This window comes from Arthrobacter sp. BC5 (assembly GCF_056680255.1).
Genome location: NZ_CM155273.1, coordinates 1,056,339 through 1,072,660, shown reverse-complemented (window position 1 = coordinate 1,072,660; position 16,322 = coordinate 1,056,339). Strand labels below are relative to the sequence as shown.

Annotated in this window: 15 protein-coding genes; all 15 read left to right on the top strand. The window is 69.4% G+C overall.

Features of this window, described 5'->3' with window-relative positions:
* The first annotated feature begins 97 nt into the window (after window positions 1-97).
* The 15 genes from ftsH to AC1MFI_RS04745 all read left to right on the top strand — a co-directional run bounded on the left by ftsH (window position 98) and on the right by AC1MFI_RS04745 (window position 16,270).
* Complete coding sequence (ftsH, locus tag AC1MFI_RS04815) at window positions 98-2,155, top strand: ATP-dependent zinc metalloprotease FtsH (RefSeq protein WP_479819995.1); 2,058 nt, start codon at window positions 98-100, stop codon at window positions 2,153-2,155.
* 68 nt (window positions 2,156-2,223) lie between these two features.
* Window positions 2,224-2,841 carry a GTP cyclohydrolase I FolE gene (gene folE / locus AC1MFI_RS04810; RefSeq protein ID WP_479819994.1) on the top strand — a complete coding sequence of 206 codons (618 nt, stop codon included), beginning with the start codon at window positions 2,224-2,226 and terminating at the stop codon, window positions 2,839-2,841.
* Between the two features lie 10 nt (window positions 2,842-2,851).
* Complete coding sequence (gene folP, locus AC1MFI_RS04805; protein ID WP_479819993.1) at window positions 2,852-3,763, top strand: dihydropteroate synthase; 912 nt, start codon at window positions 2,852-2,854, stop codon at window positions 3,761-3,763.
* On the top strand, window positions 3,760-4,167 hold the full coding sequence (gene folB / locus AC1MFI_RS04800; RefSeq protein WP_479819992.1) for a dihydroneopterin aldolase: 408 nt from the start codon (window positions 3,760-3,762) through the stop codon (window positions 4,165-4,167). Before folP ends, folB begins: the two co-directional genes overlap by 4 nt.
* Window positions 4,164-4,658, top strand: coding sequence for a 2-amino-4-hydroxy-6-hydroxymethyldihydropteridine diphosphokinase (gene folK / locus AC1MFI_RS04795; protein ID WP_479819991.1), 495 nt, complete (start codon window positions 4,164-4,166; stop codon window positions 4,656-4,658). The genes folB and folK overlap by 4 nt, the downstream gene beginning before the upstream one ends.
* Before the next feature lie 6 nt (window positions 4,659-4,664).
* Window positions 4,665-5,150: a DUF3180 domain-containing protein gene (locus AC1MFI_RS04790; protein WP_479819990.1), complete on the top strand. Its 486-nt coding sequence runs from the start codon at window positions 4,665-4,667 to the stop codon at window positions 5,148-5,150.
* Complete coding sequence (locus AC1MFI_RS04785) at window positions 5,143-5,658, top strand: PH domain-containing protein (protein WP_479819989.1); 516 nt, start codon at window positions 5,143-5,145, stop codon at window positions 5,656-5,658. Before AC1MFI_RS04790 ends, AC1MFI_RS04785 begins: the two co-directional genes overlap by 8 nt.
* A 2-nt stretch (window positions 5,659-5,660) precedes the next feature.
* Window positions 5,661-7,316 carry a PH domain-containing protein gene (locus AC1MFI_RS04780; protein ID WP_479819988.1) on the top strand — a complete coding sequence of 552 codons (1,656 nt, stop codon included), beginning with the start codon at window positions 5,661-5,663 and terminating at the stop codon, window positions 7,314-7,316.
* A complete protein-coding gene (locus AC1MFI_RS04775; protein ID WP_479819987.1) occupies window positions 7,303-8,253 on the top strand; it encodes a Rossmann-like and DUF2520 domain-containing protein in 951 nt (316 codons plus the stop codon). Before AC1MFI_RS04780 ends, AC1MFI_RS04775 begins: the two co-directional genes overlap by 14 nt.
* Before the next feature lie 182 nt (window positions 8,254-8,435).
* Entirely contained in the window at window positions 8,436-9,263 is an 828-nt protein-coding gene (gene panC / locus AC1MFI_RS04770) for a pantoate--beta-alanine ligase (protein WP_479820785.1), read from the top strand.
* Window positions 9,264-9,321: 58 nt separating this feature from the next.
* Window positions 9,322-10,824, top strand: a complete 1,503-nt coding sequence (gene lysS / locus AC1MFI_RS04765; RefSeq protein ID WP_479819986.1) for a lysine--tRNA ligase — start codon at window positions 9,322-9,324, stop codon at window positions 10,822-10,824.
* Window positions 10,825-10,826: 2 nt separating this feature from the next.
* Complete coding sequence (locus AC1MFI_RS04760; RefSeq protein WP_479819985.1) at window positions 10,827-11,024, top strand: hypothetical protein; 198 nt, start codon at window positions 10,827-10,829, stop codon at window positions 11,022-11,024.
* An 86-nt stretch (window positions 11,025-11,110) separates the two neighbouring features.
* Window positions 11,111-11,440, top strand: coding sequence for a histone-like nucleoid-structuring protein Lsr2 (locus AC1MFI_RS04755; protein ID WP_479819984.1), 330 nt, complete (start codon window positions 11,111-11,113; stop codon window positions 11,438-11,440).
* A gap of 123 nt (window positions 11,441-11,563) precedes the next feature.
* Window positions 11,564-14,071, top strand: a complete 2,508-nt coding sequence (locus tag AC1MFI_RS04750; RefSeq protein WP_479819983.1) for an ATP-dependent Clp protease ATP-binding subunit — start codon at window positions 11,564-11,566, stop codon at window positions 14,069-14,071.
* Window positions 14,072-14,245: 174 nt separating this feature from the next.
* The gene (locus AC1MFI_RS04745) at window positions 14,246-16,270 is read left to right on the top strand and encodes an alpha/beta fold hydrolase (RefSeq protein ID WP_479819982.1); all 2,025 of its coding nucleotides are present in this window, start codon (window positions 14,246-14,248) and stop codon (window positions 16,268-16,270) included.
* Window positions 16,271-16,322: the final 52 nt, after the last annotated feature.

Below are 16,322 nucleotides of genomic sequence, written 5' to 3'. Positions count from 1 at the left end.
TATATGTTGAGGTGCTCACAGGGCACCCGTACAGCAGTGCGCCCGCACATTTTTACTTGCATCAGCAGGAGGGACAGGGCTTGCTGCCCTGAGACGAATGAAATTCAAGAACATCTTCAAGGGGCCCATCTTCTGGATCGTCCTGGCGGTCGTGGCGCTCCTGCTGGTCCTCCCGAGCCTGTTCGGCACCGGCAGCTCCCGCGTCGACACCAACGTCGGCCTGCAGCTCCTCGAAGATGACCAGGTGTCGCAGGCCAAGATCTACGACGGCGAGCAGCGCGTGGACCTCACGCTGCGCGAGGACTACGACGACAAGGGCAAGAGCGTCCAGTTCTTCTACAGCACGGCGCGTGCCGAGGGTGTGGTCGACGCCATCAACGCCTCGGACACGGACGGATTCACCGACCAGCCGGCCGAGAGCAACTGGCTGCTCAGCCTCGCGGGCCTGATCTTCCCCATCCTGATCCTCGGCGTCATCTTCTGGTTCCTCCTCAGCCGCATGCAGGGTGGCGGCTCGAAGGTCATGCAGTTCGGCAAGTCCAAGGCCAAGCTGATCTCGAAGGACATGCCGCAGGTCACGTTCAACGATGTCGCCGGCGCGGACGAGGCGGTCGAGGAACTGCTCGAGATCAAGGAGTTCCTGCAGGAGCCTGCCAAGTTCCAGGCCCTCGGTGCCAAGATCCCCAAGGGTGTCCTGCTGTACGGCCCTCCCGGTACCGGCAAGACCCTCCTCGCCCGCGCGGTCGCCGGAGAGGCGGGAGTGCCCTTCTACTCGATCTCCGGTTCCGACTTCGTCGAGATGTTCGTGGGTGTCGGTGCCTCCCGTGTCCGGGACCTCTTCGAGCAGGCCAAGAACAACTCGCCGGCCATCATCTTCGTGGACGAGATCGACGCGGTCGGGCGCCACCGCGGAGCCGGCGTCGGCGGCGGCAACGACGAACGCGAGCAGACCCTCAACCAGCTCCTGGTCGAGATGGACGGCTTCGACGCAACCACCAACGTGATCCTCATCGCCGCGACCAACCGTCCCGACGTCCTGGACCCCGCGCTCCTGCGCCCTGGCCGGTTCGATCGCCAGATCGGCGTCGAGGCCCCGGACATGAAGGGGCGCGAGCACATCCTCACCGTGCACTCCAAGGGCAAGCCGATGGCGTCCGGCGTCGACCTCAGGGGCGTTGCCAAGAAGACCCCGGGATTCACCGGTGCGGATCTCGCCAACGTCCTGAACGAGGCCGCACTCCTCACGGCCCGTTCGAACGCGCAGCTCATCGACGACCGCGCCCTGGACGAGGCGATCGACCGCGTCATCGCCGGTCCGCAGAAGCGCAGCCGCGTGATGAAGGAACTCGAGCGCAAGATCACCGCATACCACGAGGGCGGACACGCCCTGGTGGCTGCGGCGCTGCGGAACACGGACCCGGTGACCAAGGTGACCATCCTGCCGCGCGGACGGGCCCTGGGATACACCATGGTCATGCCGAGCGACGACAAGTACTCCGTGACCCGCAACGAACTGCTCGACCAGCTCGCCTACGCGATGGGCGGCCGGGTCGCCGAGGAGATCGTGTTCCACGATCCCTCGACCGGAGCCTCGAACGACATCGAGAAGGCCACCGGGACCGCACGCAAGATGGTCACGCAGTACGGGATGAGCGAGCGCATCGGCGCCGTGAAGCTCGGACAGGGCGCCGGAGAGCCGTTCCTCGGCCGCGACATGGGCAGCGACCGCGACTACTCCGACCAGATCGCCCTCGTCGTCGACGAGGAAGTGCGCCGCCTGATCGACAACGCGCACGATGAGGCGTACCAGATCCTCACCGAGAACCGCGACGTCCTCGACCGCCTCGCCCTCGAACTCCTCGAGCGGGAGACCCTGAACCAGGCCGAGATCGCCGAAGTGTTCCACAACGTGCGCAAGCGCGAACTGCGTGAGGTGTGGCTGTCCAAGCAGACCCGCCCCGTGCACTCGCTGCCACCGGTGACGTCCCGCAAGGAACGCGCGGAGGCACTCGAGGGCGGCCAGCCGGCACCCGAGACGGTCGCGCCGCAGGACCAGATCGCCGACGCCGACATCCCCGGTGGTTTCGACGTCCAGGGCTCCGACCTCCCGTCTCCCGAAGCCGGCGACGGCCCCAGGGAGACCCGGGACAGCTAGTCCGCAGCGATACGCCTCCGGCCATGAGGCCGGAGGTGAGCAGTGCCCTACGAGGGGGGAGATGACGTATGACGGATTTCGACGACGAAGTGGTGGACGCCGCACTGATGGCGACAGGATCGCCGGTGGACCAGCCTCGCATCCAGCGCGCTGTCCGGGAGATCCTGGCGGCCATCGGGGAGGATCCCGACCGCGACGGTCTGCTCGACACCCCGCAGCGCGTGGCCAAGGCGTACGCGGAGATGTTCGCCGGGCTGCACCAGGACGCCGAGGACGTCCTCTCGACCTCCTTCGACCTGAACCACCAGGAGCTCGTCCTGGTCAAGGACATCCCGTTCTACTCGACCTGCGAGCACCACCTGGTGCCGTTCCACGGTACGGCGCACCTCGGCTACATCCCCTCGAGCGATGGACGGGTGACCGGCCTCAGCAAGCTGGCGCGGCTCGTGGAGGTCTACGCCCGACGCCCCCAGGTGCAGGAGCGGCTGACCACGCAGATCGTCGATGCGATGATGGAACACCTCAAGCCCAAGGGCGCTATCGTCGTCATCGAGTGCGAACACATGTGCATGTCGATGCGCGGGGTGCGGAAGCCCGGCGCGAAGACCGTCACGTCGGCCGTACGCGGCCAGATCCGCGAGACGGCGACGCGCGCCGAGGCCATGAGCCTCATACTCGGAAAGTAGGACCTACCCCATGGACTCTCTCGCCGCAGCGCCCGGAACCGGACCGGCAACCTCGCCGTTGCCCGTCATCCGGCCCGTCCGCGCAGCCAAGACGGTCCGGGACCTGCCCGCGGACCGCGCCGTCGTCATGGGAATCCTCAACGTCACGCCTGATTCGTTCAGCGACGGCGGCAAGTACGCCACCACGGACGACGCGATCAGCCACGGACTGCGGATGCACTACGGCGGCGCGGACGTCATCGACGTCGGCGGCGAGTCCACGCGCCCGAACGCCCGCGAGGTGCCGGTCGAGGAGGAACTCGCGCGCGTGCTCCCCGTGGTCCGGGCGCTCGTGAAGGCAGGGGCCCTCGTGAGCATCGACACCATGCACGCCGAGACGGCGCGGCAGGCGCTCGACGCCGGTGCGGCCATCGTCAACGACATCTCGGGAAGCGAGCACGATCCCGCGATGCCGGCGCTCATCGCCGAGCGCGGAATCCCGTACGTCCTGACGCACCGCAGGGGCACCGCGGCGACCATGGACAGCCTGGCCGACTACGGCGACGTGGTCGCCGAGGTGACGGCGGAACTCGCCGAACTGCGGGACCGCTTCGTCGCCGCCGGAGTCGCCGCCGAGCAGATCATCCTCGATCCGGGGCTGGGTTTCGCGAAGACCGACGCGCACAACTGGGCGATCCTGAGGAACCTCGACGCCTTCATCGGGCTGGGGCACCGCGTGCTCGTCGGCGCGTCCCGCAAGCGGTTCCTGGGGACGCTGCTCACCTCGGCCGGGAAGGCCGCCGCGCCCGTCGAGCGTGACGCCGCATCGCTCGCCGTCGCCACCCTGGCTGCTGCCGCCGGCGCCTGGTCCGTCCGGGTCCACGATCCCGCCGCGACCCTCGACGCCGTCAAGGTGGCTGCTGCCGCCGGTTCCCGACCGTGACCGGCACACCGGCCCCCAGCCGCCCCGGCTCGCCCTCGGGACTCCTCGACGCCGTGGTCCTGAAGGGCATCACCGCGAAGGGATACCACGGCGTCTTCGACCACGAGCGCCGGGACGGGCAGCCCTTCGTCGTGGACCTCGTGCTCCACCTCGACCTGCAGCCGGCCGGCACCAGCGATGACCTGTCGCGGACGGCGCACTACGGTGAACTCGCCGAGCTGGTCCACGGCATCATCGGAGGCGACCCCTTCGACCTCATCGAAGCCCTCGCGGAGACCCTTGCGGCGGCGGTCCTCGGAGCCTTCCCGGTCCAGGCGGTCGACGTCACCGTGCACAAGCCGAAGGCGCCCATCGAGGTGCCGTTCGGCGACGTCGCCGTGACCCTCCGCCGGAGCCGGCCGTGAGCAGCACGGTGCGGTCGGTGCTCGCCCTCGGAAGCAACCTGGGAGCCAGCAGCGACACGCTCGTCCTGGCTGTCGCGGACATCGTGGAGCCCGGGAACGTCCGGCTGCACGCGGTGTCCCCCGTGGTGCGGACCAAGCCCGTGGGCGGTCCGGACCAGCCCGACTACCTCAACATGGTGATCGAGGTGGAGACGGACCTCGGACCGTACGAGCTCCTCGCGCACTGCCAGGCGGTGGAGGACCGGCACCATCGCAAGCGCACCGTCCGCTGGGGTCCCCGCACCCTCGACATCGACATCATCACGTACGGCTCCTGGACGTCGCAGGATCCCGCCCTGACCATCCCGCACCCTCGTGCGGCCTCCCGCGCCTTCGTCCTGCAGCCGTGGGCCTGGATGGATTCGGGTGCGCAGCTCGACGGCCGGCCCGTGATCGAACTGGCCGCGGAAGCCGGGGACCTTGCGGGCCTGGCGCCCTTCGAGGGAGTCTAGGACGCTGTGAGTACCCTTCGGTTCAGCTGGCTGGCCCTGGTGGGACTGGTGGCCGGACTCGCGGGCTGGCTGGTCAACTGGCTCGCGACGCGGAACGGCTACGGGACGCCGACCCTGCCCCTGACATCGCTCGTCACGACCGCGGTGATCATCGCCATCACCCTCGTGTCCGGCCGCCGCGTCCTGCTGTGGCGCAACGGCAAGCGCGACCGGCCACTCGATCCCATCCTCGCGACCCGCACCCTCGTCCTCGCCCAGGCGTGCGCGTATGCGGGCGCCCTGAACCTCGGCTGGCACGCCGGGATCTTCGTCGACCAGGTGATGCTCCTCTCTGTCCGCTCCGTCACGGCACCCCTGTGGGGATCCGTGGCGCTCATGGTGGGCGGGATCGTGATGATCATGGTGGGATTGGTCGTGGAGAACTTCTGCAGGCTTCCGCCCGACGACGACGGCACGGGAGCCGCGGGCCACAGCGAGGGGGAATATGCGTAGGGAACCGATCGACCCGTCCGGGCTCGAGTGGTCGAGGGTGTCGCCGAAGTACCTGCGCGTCAGGCTCCTGGGCTGGCTCATCGGCTCGCTGGTCTGGCTCGTCCTCGCGAGCGTCCCCCTGGTGCTGCGCCTCACCGGAGTGTGGGAGTCCTTCCCGCCCTCCTGGCTCGCGTGGGGACTGCCCGCCGTCGTGCTCGTCATCGCCGCCTGGCGCGGCCTGCTGCTCCCCCGCCAGGTGGCGGCGATCGGCTACGCCGAGCGCGACGACGATCTCCTCGTCCGCCAGGGCGTGTTCTTCCAGCGCACCATGGTGGTGCCCTACGGCCGCATGCAGTACGTCGACGTGGCCGTCGGGCCCATCGAGCGCGCCTTCGGGATCTGCACCCTCAAGCTCCACACCGCGTCCCCCGCCACGAACGCCTTCCTTCCCGGACTGCCGGCCGAGGAGGGCACGAGGCTGCGCGAGCACCTGTCCGCGCGGGGAGAAGCCAGGCTGGCCGGGCTGTGACCATGCCGGGACCATCCGAGGATGCGCCGGCCGCGGCGGGGGGGCCCAGGGACGGAGTTCCGGGCACCGACGCGTGGCAGCGCGTCCATGTCATCTCCCCGCTCGTACGCGGCTGGATAGCCCTCGTCGCCATCCTCTACTTCGTGGGCAGGGACTGGTTCGAGGGTCTCTTCGACGCCGGGAGCCGGAACGGGAGACCACTCCCCGAGGGCCTCGGGCTCCTGGTGGCGGGCGGGATCGTGCTCGGCGTCGTGGTGGTCATCGCGGCGGCGTTCCTCGTCTCCTGGTACTTCACCCGCTACCAGGTGACGGCCGACCACGTGCGGGTCCACTCCGGCGTCGTCTTCCGGCAGCAGCGACAGGCGAGGCTGGACAGGGTCCAGGCCATCGACATCGTCCAGCCGTTCCTCGCCCGGATCTTCGGGCTCGCGGAGCTCAAGTTCGAGGTGGCCGACGCGGGGGAGTCCGCCGTCCGGCTCGCATTCCTGAAACTCGACGACGCCCGGAAGCTGCGCGCCACGATCCTCGCCCGTGCGGCGGGCGTGGAGACCGACCCGGACCATCCCGAGCAGATCGTCGAAGCGCCCGAGCGTGAAGTGGTGGCGATCCCGCCGCGCCGCGTCATCGGCGCTGCGGTCCTGTCCGGCACGACCCTCGCCCTCGTGCTGGCGGCCGCCGTCGTCACCACCCTCGGCGTCGTCTTCGAGAGACCCATCATCGCGACGTCGTTCATCCCGATCCTCATCGGCGTGGTCGGCGCCTACTGGTCGGCGCTCAACACGGGCTACAACTTCCGCGCCGCCACCTCGCCCGACGGCATCCGCATGCGGTACGGCCTGCTCGACACGCGGTCGCAGACGGTACCACCGGGACGCGTGCAGGCTCTGGGCATCACGCAGTCGCCGCTGTGGCGCCTCAAGGGCTGGTATCGCGTCACCGTGAACGTGGCGGGCTACGGAGCCGCCGCCTCGAGCGAGGGGCAGGCCCGCGCGACGCTCCTGCCGGTCGGCACCCGCGACGAGGTGCTGCAGATCCTGGCCCTCGTGCTCCCCGATCCGGGGACGCCGCGCCCCGTCGAGGTCTTCTCCGCCGGCATGGCGGGCCGCGACGGCGGCGAGGGCTTCACCACCACGCCGCGCCGCGCACGGCTGCTCGCACCGTTCGCCTGGCGCCGGAACGGTTTCGCGGTCACGCGGACGGCGCTGCTCATCCGCTCCGGCGTGCTGTGGCGGCAGCTCGTCGTCGTGCCGCACGAGCGCACCCAGTCGCTCTCCCTCCACCAGGGGCCCGTCGACCGCCGCTTCCGGGTGTCCGACCTGCAGTTCCAGACGACGCCGGGCCCGGTCACCCCACGCCTGCTCCAGGTCGATGCCGCGACCGCATGGGAGCTCTTCCACGGGCAGGCGGTGCGCGCTGCGGAGGCGCGGCGCCGCAGCGGCCCGGAGCAGTGGATGAGGCCCGTGCCGGTCGCGCAGCCCGATGCGCCGGCCAGGCCCGCAGCGTCCGCCCGGCAGCCCGACGGCGCGTCGGACCAGCCCGGACCGGAGGTGCGCGAGGCAGCCCCCGAGGTCATGCCCGATCTTCCGCGCTACGTCCCGGCGACCACCGACCCCACCGGGGCCACCGATGTGCAGGAATCCGTCGATGGCCGGCGCTGACGCATCCCGCCGCCCGGGACGGCTCGGCGTCGGGATCGTGGGAGCCGGCAGGGTCGGCTCGGTCCTGGGAGCCGCGCTGAGATCCGCGGGCCATGCCGTGGTCGGTGTCTCCGCCGTGTCCGAGGCCAGCCGCGAACGCGCCGAGAGCCTCCTGCCGGGAGTGCCGGTGCTCGAGGTCCCGGACATCGTCGAACGGGCCGAACTGGTGTTGCTCGCCGTGCCCGACGACGCCCTGCCCGAGCTGGTCGAAGGGCTGGCACGGCTGGACGCCTGGCAGGCGGGGCAACTGGTGGTGCACACGTCGGGGCGGTACGGCACCTCCGTGCTGGCGCCCGCCCGGGCGGCCGGCGCCATCCCCCTGGCGATCCACCCGGCCATGACCTTCACCGGGATGAGCCTCGACCTCGGTCGCCTGCCGGACAGCATGTTCGGCATCACGGCGGCCCCGGCCGTGCTCCCGATCGCCCAGGCCCTCGTGGTGGAGATGGGAGCGGAGCCCGTGGTCATCGAGGAGGAGTCCCGGGCGCTGTACCACGCGGCCCTCGCGCATGCCTCGAACCACCTCGTCACGATCACGGCCCAGTCCGCGCAGCTCCTTGCCGACCTCGGCGTCCGGCACCCCGATCGCCTGCTCGGGCCGCTCATGAAGGCATCCCTCGAGAACGCCCTGTCCTCCGGCGAGGGGGCGCTGACGGGGCCGGTCGCCCGCGGAGATGCCGGAACGGTCCGTGCCCACCGCGCGGCCCTCGAAGCGCACGACGCCCCCGACACCCGCCAGGCCTACCTCGGCATGGCGCGTGCCACGGCCCTTCGTGCACTCGAGCGGGGGCTGCTCTCGCCCGGCCAGGGCGAGGCCATCCTCGCTGCGCTCGCCGACCTCCCCGGCGAGGGCGGGCCGGTCCCGCCGCCGCACGGCGCCTCCGGCCCGCCCTCCTGACCCCTCCGAAGACTGGTGGTTCCGCGCCGCCAGCGTGCCCGCTCGATTCCCCGAAGGACCCCATCGTGACCCCGACCCCGACCGGACCAGTCGTCCCGGCCACTCCGCTCCTCGTCACCACGCCCGCCGATCTACGCGCGGCCACCACAGCCCTGCTGGACCGGGCCCGCTCCCGCGGTGCCATGGACGCCGGGCAGCAGCCCTCGCTCGGCCTCGTGCCCACCATGGGGGGCCTGCATGCCGGACACGCGGAGCTGGCCCGCGCCGCACGGAACGGCAACGACGTCGTCGTCGCGTCCATCTTCGTGAACCCCCTGCAGTTCGGCGACCAGGGGGACCTCGACCGCTACCCGCGGACGCTCGACGAGGATCTCCGGCTCCTGGGCGGGTGCGGCGTCGACGTCGTGTTCGCCCCGTCCGTGGAGGACATGTACCCGGGCGGGGAGCCGCTGGTCCGCGTGGGCGCCGGACGAATGGGAGAGGTGCTCGAGGGAGCGTCCCGGCCCGGGCACTTCGACGGCATGCTCACGGTCGTCGCCAAGCTCCTGAACCTCGGGCTGCCGGGCACCGCTGCGCACTACAGCGCGTACTTCGGCGAGAAGGACGCGCAGCAGCTGGCGCTCATCCGCCGGATGGTGCTCGATCTCAACATCCCGGTCCGCATCGAGGGCGTACCGATCGTGCGCGACGCCGACGGCCTCGCCCTCTCGAGCCGCAACCGCTTCCTCGGGGCGGACGAGCGCCGTGCGGCCCTGGTCCTGTCGCGGGTGCTGCGCACGCTGCGTGAGCGGGCGCTCGACGGACGGCCGCTCGACCTGGCCGCGGCCCGTGCCGAGATCGCCGGTGAGGACGGCGTGGAGCTGGACTACCTCGAGGTGGTGGACCCGTCCTCGTTCACGCCGCCCACCCGGGCACACGAGGGTCGTACCGGTACCCTGCTCGCCGTGGTCGCGGCGCGCGTGGGCACCGTGCGGCTCATCGATAACACCTTCCTGACCGGTGTGGCCTGACGCACACCGCCCGCCCCTGACACGGCGCGACCGGCGTGGAGCCGTAAACTTGTCTTCCGTGACCCACGACGACACCCTCCCCGCGGACGACCTCAACGAGCAGATGCGCTTCCGGCTGCAGAAGCGAGCGGCACTGCTCGACGCCGGGATGGAGCCCTACCCGGTCAAGCCGGAGCGGACGCACTCGCTCGCCGAGGTGCGGGAGCAGTTCGCCGGCCTCGAGGCGGGGGAGTCGAGCGGACAGCAGGTCGCCGTCGTCGGACGCGTCGTGTTCATCCGCAACTCCGGGAAGCTGTGCTTCGCCACTCTGCAGGAGGGCGACGGCACCAGGCTCCAGGTCATGCTCAGCCTCGCCGAGATCGGCGCCGAAAGCCTCGCCGAGTGGAAGTCGCTCGTGGACCTCGGCGACCACGTGCAGGTGCACGGCGAGGCCATCAGTTCCCGCCGTGGCGAGCTGTCCGTGATGGCCGGCTCCTGGGCCATGGCGTCCAAGGCGCTGCGCCCGCTTCCCACCCTGCACGCCGGCGTCAACGAGGAGACCCGCGTCCGCCAGCGCTATGTGGACCTGATGGTGCGCGAGGAAGCCCGCCAGATGGTCAGGACGCGCGCCGACGTCACCCGCACCATCCGCGAGACCCTCCATCGGCACGACTACATCGAGGTGGAGACGCCCATCCTCCAGCTCGTGCACGGCGGAGCGACGGCCCGCCCCTTCGAGACGCACCTCAATGCGTTCGACCAGAAGATGACGCTCAGGATCGCCCTCGAGCTCTACCTGAAGCGTGCCGTCGTCGGAGGGATCGACCGCGTCTACGAGATCGGCCGCATCTTCCGCAACGAGGGCGTGGATTCGACCCACAGCCCCGAGTTCACCATGCTCGAGTGCTACGAGGCCTACGCCGACCAGTTCGTGATGGCCGACCGCATGAAGGAGATGATCCTCGCCTGCGCCGACCTGCTCGGGTCGCGCACCATCGAGACCGCGAAGGGCACCATCGACCTCGACGGCGACTGGGCATGGCTCGGCGTCTACCCCGGACTGTCCACCGCGGTGGGCCAGGAGGTGACACCGGAGACCGGCCTCGAGGACCTGCGGTCCATCGCCGATCGGCACGAGGTCTCCCTGGATCCGGCGTGGGGGGCGGAGAAGGTGGTGCTCGAGCTGTTCTCGGAGATCGTCGAGCCCACGCTCCTCCAGCCGACCTTCGTCTACGACTACCCGCCCTCGGCCCAGCCTCTCGCCCGCCCGCACCGTGAGGATCCGCGGCTCATCGAGGCGTGGGACCTCATCATCGGCGGCATGGAGCGCGGTACGGCCTTCTCGGAACTCATCGATCCCGTCATCCAGCGCGAGCGGCTGACGGAGCAGTCACGCCAGGCCGCCGCCGGTGACGACGAAGCCATGCAACTCGACGAGGACTTCCTGCGGGCCCTGGAATACGGCGCACCCCCGATGGGAGGGATCGGGCTCGGGATCGACCGCCTGGTGATGCTTTTCACGAACGTCGGAATTCGGGAGTCGATCCTCTTCCCCATTCTCAAGCCCGAGGCAGGGCAGTAGCCGTGGAATATGTGGCCGTGCTCCTGCCGTCAGCCTGCTTGGCAGTTCTTTTCTACTTTGTGATCAAGGCCATATTCAACGTCGACCGCTCCGAGCGGGAGGCCATGGCCCGCGCGGAGGAATTGCAGGACGCCGAGGAGGCCCGTCGGCGCGACTCCCCGGGCGAAAAGAATGGCAATCAGGAAATCGACCCCGGTTAGAAATGCTTGTTCTTTGACCTCGATTCAATAGTGGCCCATACTCATTCGAGGGGGCGTTGATATCGAGGAACTAATAGGAGAGCATTGTGGCGCAGAAGGTAAAGATCATTCTCATCGATGACATCGACGGCGGGGACGCCGACGAAACCGTCCGATTCGGACTCGATGGCGTCCAGTACGAGATCGACCTCTCCGAGACGCACGCCTCGGAATTGCGCTCGACCCTCGCCGAGTACGTGGGGGCCGCACGTCGCAGCAGCTCCTCGAAGCAGCAGCGCTCGGCCGCACCGGCCCCGTCGCGCAACCAGGAGGCGGCCCAGATCCGCGAGTGGGCCAAGGAGAACGGCTACAACGTCTCCTCCCGCGGCCGCGTCAACAGCGAGATCGTCGAGGCATACCGCGCGGCGCAGCGCTGACCACCCCCACTGGACGCCGGAGCGGAAGCCCTCCGGCGTTATCTCGCCTGTGGCGAACACGGACCCAAAGCACACCCCGTACCCGTAGCATCGAATTACGCGTTAGCTAGGAGTGTGTGTCTCATGTTTGAGAGATTTACAGATCGTGCCCGTCGAGTTGTTGTGCTGGCCCAGGAAGAGGCCCGCATGCTCAACCACAATTACATCGGCACCGAGCACATCCTGCTTGGCCTGATCCACGAGGGCGAGGGTGTTGCCGCCAAGGCTCTGGAGTCACTCAGCATCTCGCTGGGTGCTGTGAGGGAACAGGTTCAGGAGATCATCGGGCAGGGCCAGCAGGCTCCGTCCGGTCATATCCCGTTCACGCCCCGGGCCAAGAAGGTACTGGAGCTCTCCCTGCGGGAAGCCCTCCAGCTCGGTCACAACTACATCGGTACCGAGCACATCCTGCTCGGTCTCATCCGCGAGGGTGAGGGCGTCGCCGCGCAGGTCCTCGTGAAGCTCGGCGCCGACCTCAACCGTGTCCGCCAGCAGGTCATCCAGCTGCTGTCCGGTTACCAGGGCAAGGAGCCGGCGGCTGCCGGCGGCCCGCAGCAGGAGGGGACTCCCGCCGGCTCGGTGGTGCTGGACCAGTTCGGCCGCAACCTGACCCAGGCCGCGCGCGAATCCAAACTCGATCCCGTCATCGGGCGCGAGCAGGAGATGGAGCGCGTCATGCAGGTCCTCTCCCGCCGCACCAAGAACAACCCCGTCCTGATCGGTGAGCCCGGTGTCGGCAAGACCGCCGTCGTCGAGGGCCTCGCCCAGGCGATCGTGCGTGGCGACGTCCCGGAGACCATCAAGGACAAGCAGCTGTACACGCTCGACCTCGGCTCCCTCGTGGCCGGCTCCCGTTACCGCGGTGATTTCGAGGAGCGCCTGAAGAAGGTCCTCAAGGAGATCCGCACCCGCGGCGACATCATCCTGTTCATCGATGAGATCCACACCCTCGTCGGCGCAGGTGCCGCGGAGGGCGCCATCGACGCCGCATCGATCCTGAAGCCCATGCTCGCGCGTGGTGAACTCCAGACCATCGGTGCCACCACGCTGGACGAGTACCGCAAGCACATCGAGAAGGATGCGGCCCTCGAGCGCCGTTTCCAGCCGATCCAGGTCGCCGAGCCCTCCGTGGCGCACGCGATCGAGATCCTCAAGGGCCTGCGGGACCGCTATGAGGCGCACCACCGCGTCTCGATCACCGACGGCGCGCTCTCCTCGGCCGCCACGCTCTCCGAGCGCTACATCTCGGACCGCTTCCTTCCTGACAAGGCGATCGACCTCATCGACGAGGCGGGAGCGCGACTGCGCATCCGCCGGATGACCGCACCGCCGGAACTCAAGGAGATCGACGAGCGCATCGCCGACGTCAAGCGCGAGAAGGAGTCGGCCATCGACTCCCAGGACTTCGAGGGTGCTGCCTCGCTCCGCGACAAGGAGCAGAAGCTGCACGACGAGCGCTCCGACAAGGAGCGCCGGTGGAAGTCCGGTGGGCTGGACGACATCGCCGAGGTGGATGAGGAACTCATCGCCGAGGTGCTCGCCAACTCCACCGGTATCCCCGTGTTCAAGCTGACCGAGGCCGAGTCCTCGCGGCTGCTCAACATGGAGGCGGAGCTGCACAAGCGCGTCATCGGGCAGAACGAGGCGATCAAGTCCATCTCGCAGGCCATCCGCCGTACACGCGCCGGCCTGAAGGATCCGAAGCGTCCCGGCGGTTCCTTCATCTTCGCCGGCCCCACGGGTGTCGGCAAGACGGAGCTCGCCAAGGCACTCGCGGAGTTCCTCTTCGGTGAAGAGGACGCCCTCATCACGCTCGACATGTCGGAGTACTCGGAGAAGCACACCGTCTCACGGCTCTTCGGTGCCCCTCCGGGCTACGTGGGCTACGAGGAGGGCGGGCAGCTCACGGAGAAGGTCCGCCGCAAGCCGTTCTCCGTCGTGCTGTTCGACGAGGTGGAGAAGGCACACGCCGATCTCTTCAACTCGCTCCTGCAGATCCTCGAGGACGGCCGCCTGACGGACAGCCAGGGCCGCATGGTGGACTTCAAGAACACGGTGATCATCATGACCACCAACCTCGGTACCCGCGATATCTCCAAGGGTGTCATGACGGGCTTCCAGTCCGGTTCCGACACCACCACGAGCTACAACCGGATGAAGGCCAAGGTGCAGGAGGAGCTCAAGCAGCACTTCCGCCCCGAGTTCCTCAACCGCGTGGATGACACCGTGGTGTTCCCGCAGCTCACCCAGGACGAGATCGTCCAGATCGTGGACCTGTTCCTCGAGCGCCTGAGCCGCCGCATGGCGGACAAGGGCATGACGATCGAGCTCACCCCGGCGGCCAAGGTGCTCCTGGCCACCCGCGGCTACGATCCCGCGATGGGCGCGCGGCCTCTGCGCCGCACCATCCAGCGCGAGATCGAGGACCAGCTCTCGGAGAAGATCCTCTTCGGCGAGATCAAGTCCGGCGAGCGGATCGACATCGACGTCGAGGGTGAGGGCGCGGAAGCCTACTTCACCTTCGTCGGGCACGGGGCGCCCAAGGAGATCGAGGATTCGCCGGCTGCGCTCGAGGCGACCGTCTCGGAGTAGTACCTGTCCCTGCAACATCCGGAACCCGCCCTGGTCACCAGGGCGGGTTCCGCTGCTTGACGGGCCGGTGCACGGTGTCTCCGTGAGCCGTGGGGATTGAGTGCCCGCAGCAACGAGATTCTCCCCTGAGTGAACTCCTGTGAGCCAGGCCACAGGCGGTGGTAGAGATGGTCCATGACCACTCCCTTCTCGTCACTCGACGACTTCGTCGCACTGCCCCGTCTGAGCGGGCTCGTCCTCAATCGACAGGGCACGCGCCTCGTCACGTCCGTCGCCACCGTGAACCCCAAGAAGACGGCGTACCAGACCGCCCTCTGGGAAGTGGACCCCACCGGAGAAGGCCCTGCGCGCCGACTGACGCGCAGCTCCGCCGGTGAATCCGGCGCCGCCTTCCTGTCGAGCGGCGACCTCCTCTTCACATCGGCGCGTCCGGACCCGGACGACGCCGAGGGCGAGAAGCGTGCGGCGTTGTGGCGGCTCCCGGCGGCCGGCGGGGAGGCTTCGCTGCTGCTGACGCGCGAGGGCGCCGTGGCCGGGGTGTCGACGGCGGCTGCGGCGGACGTCGTCGTCGTGACGGGGAACGTGCTGGCCGGCTCCGCGAACGAGGAGGATGACGCCGAGCGCCGGAAGGCGCGCAAGGAGGCCGGCGTCGCCGCCGTCCTGCACTCGGGCTATCCCGTCCGATACTGGGACGCGGACCTCGGTCCGGACGAGCCGCGGTATTTCGGGCTGCAGGACCTGGGGAACGACGGCGGGCCAGCGCTGGACGACCTGATCCCCTCGGCGGAGGGAGGCCTCCGGGATGCCCACCCCGTGCTGAGTCCCGACGGATCACTGCTCTTCTCCTCCTTGACCGTCCCCGAGGAGCGCGGCTCCCAGCGCTCCCTGCTCGTCCGCGTGGACGTGGCGACGAAGGAACTCACCGTCCTGCTCGACGACCGGGAGAACGACTACTCGCCCGGGCCCGTCAGCCCCGACGGCCGGTATCTCGTGGTGGTCCGCGATCGGCGCACCACAGCGGAGCTCGCGCCGCACACCAGCCTGCTGCTGCTTCCTCTGGACGGCGGCCAGCCGGTACCCCTGGCCGCCGAGTGGGACCGCTGGCCCGCTCCCGCCGCCTGGCTGCCGGACGGCTCCGCGCTGGTGGTCACCGCCGATGACGACGGTGCTGCCCCGGTCTTCGTGATCGACGTCGCCACGGGATCGGTGCGACGCGTGACGCAGGACGCGGCAGCGTATTCGGATGTCCAGGTGTCCCCGGACGGCTCGACGGCCTATGCGCTCCGCAGCTCGTACCTCTTCCCCGCGGAGGTCGTCCGCATCGACCTCGCCTCCGGTGGGGCCGAGCGCCTGCCCAATCCCGCGGAGCGCCCCGGACTTCCCGGTTCGCTCGAGCGCATCGAGTCCGTCGGCGAGGACGGGCAGGCCGTGAAGTCCTGGCTCGTGCTCCCCGAGGGTGCCTCCGCGGAGTCCCCCGTTCCTGCCCTGCTGTGGATCCACGGCGGGCCCATCGGATCCTGGAACGCCTGGACGTGGCGCTGGTCGCCCTGGGTTCTGGCTGCTCGCGGGTACGCCGTCCTGCTGCCCGACCCCGCGCTGTCCACGGGCTACGGCCAGCACATGGTGGATCGCGGGTGGGGCCGATGGGGTGAGGCTCCCTACACGGACCTCATGGCCGCGACGGACAGTCTCGTGGCCCGCGACGACATCGACGGGGAGCGCGTGGCCGCGATGGGAGGCAGCTTCGGCGGCTACATGGCGAACTGGGTGGCCGGCCACACGGACCGCTTCACTGCGATCGTGACGCATGCGAGCCTGTGGGCGCTGGACCAGTTCGGCCCCACGACCGATGCCGCCTTCTACTGGGAGCGGGAGATGACGCCCGCTGCCAGGGAGGAGAACTCCCCGCACCACCACGTGGAGAAGATCAGCACGCCGATGCTCGTCATCCACGGGGACAAGGACTACCGGGTCCCGATCGGCGAGGGCCTGCGGCTCTGGTACGAGCTGCTGTCGAAGTCGCAGCTGGCCGCGGACGCGGACGGCCGGACACCGCACCGGTTCCTCTACTTCCCTGACGAGAACCACTGGATCCTCAAGCCGCAGCACGCCCGGATCTGGTACGGCGTGGTCGAGGCCTTCCTGGCCTCGCACGTCCTGGGCGAGGAGCACGAACTGCCCCCCGAGCTCGGCCTGTAGGTTCCAGCGGCCGGGGAGGCCCCGATGCTCTCGCCGGCCGCTGGAAGAGATC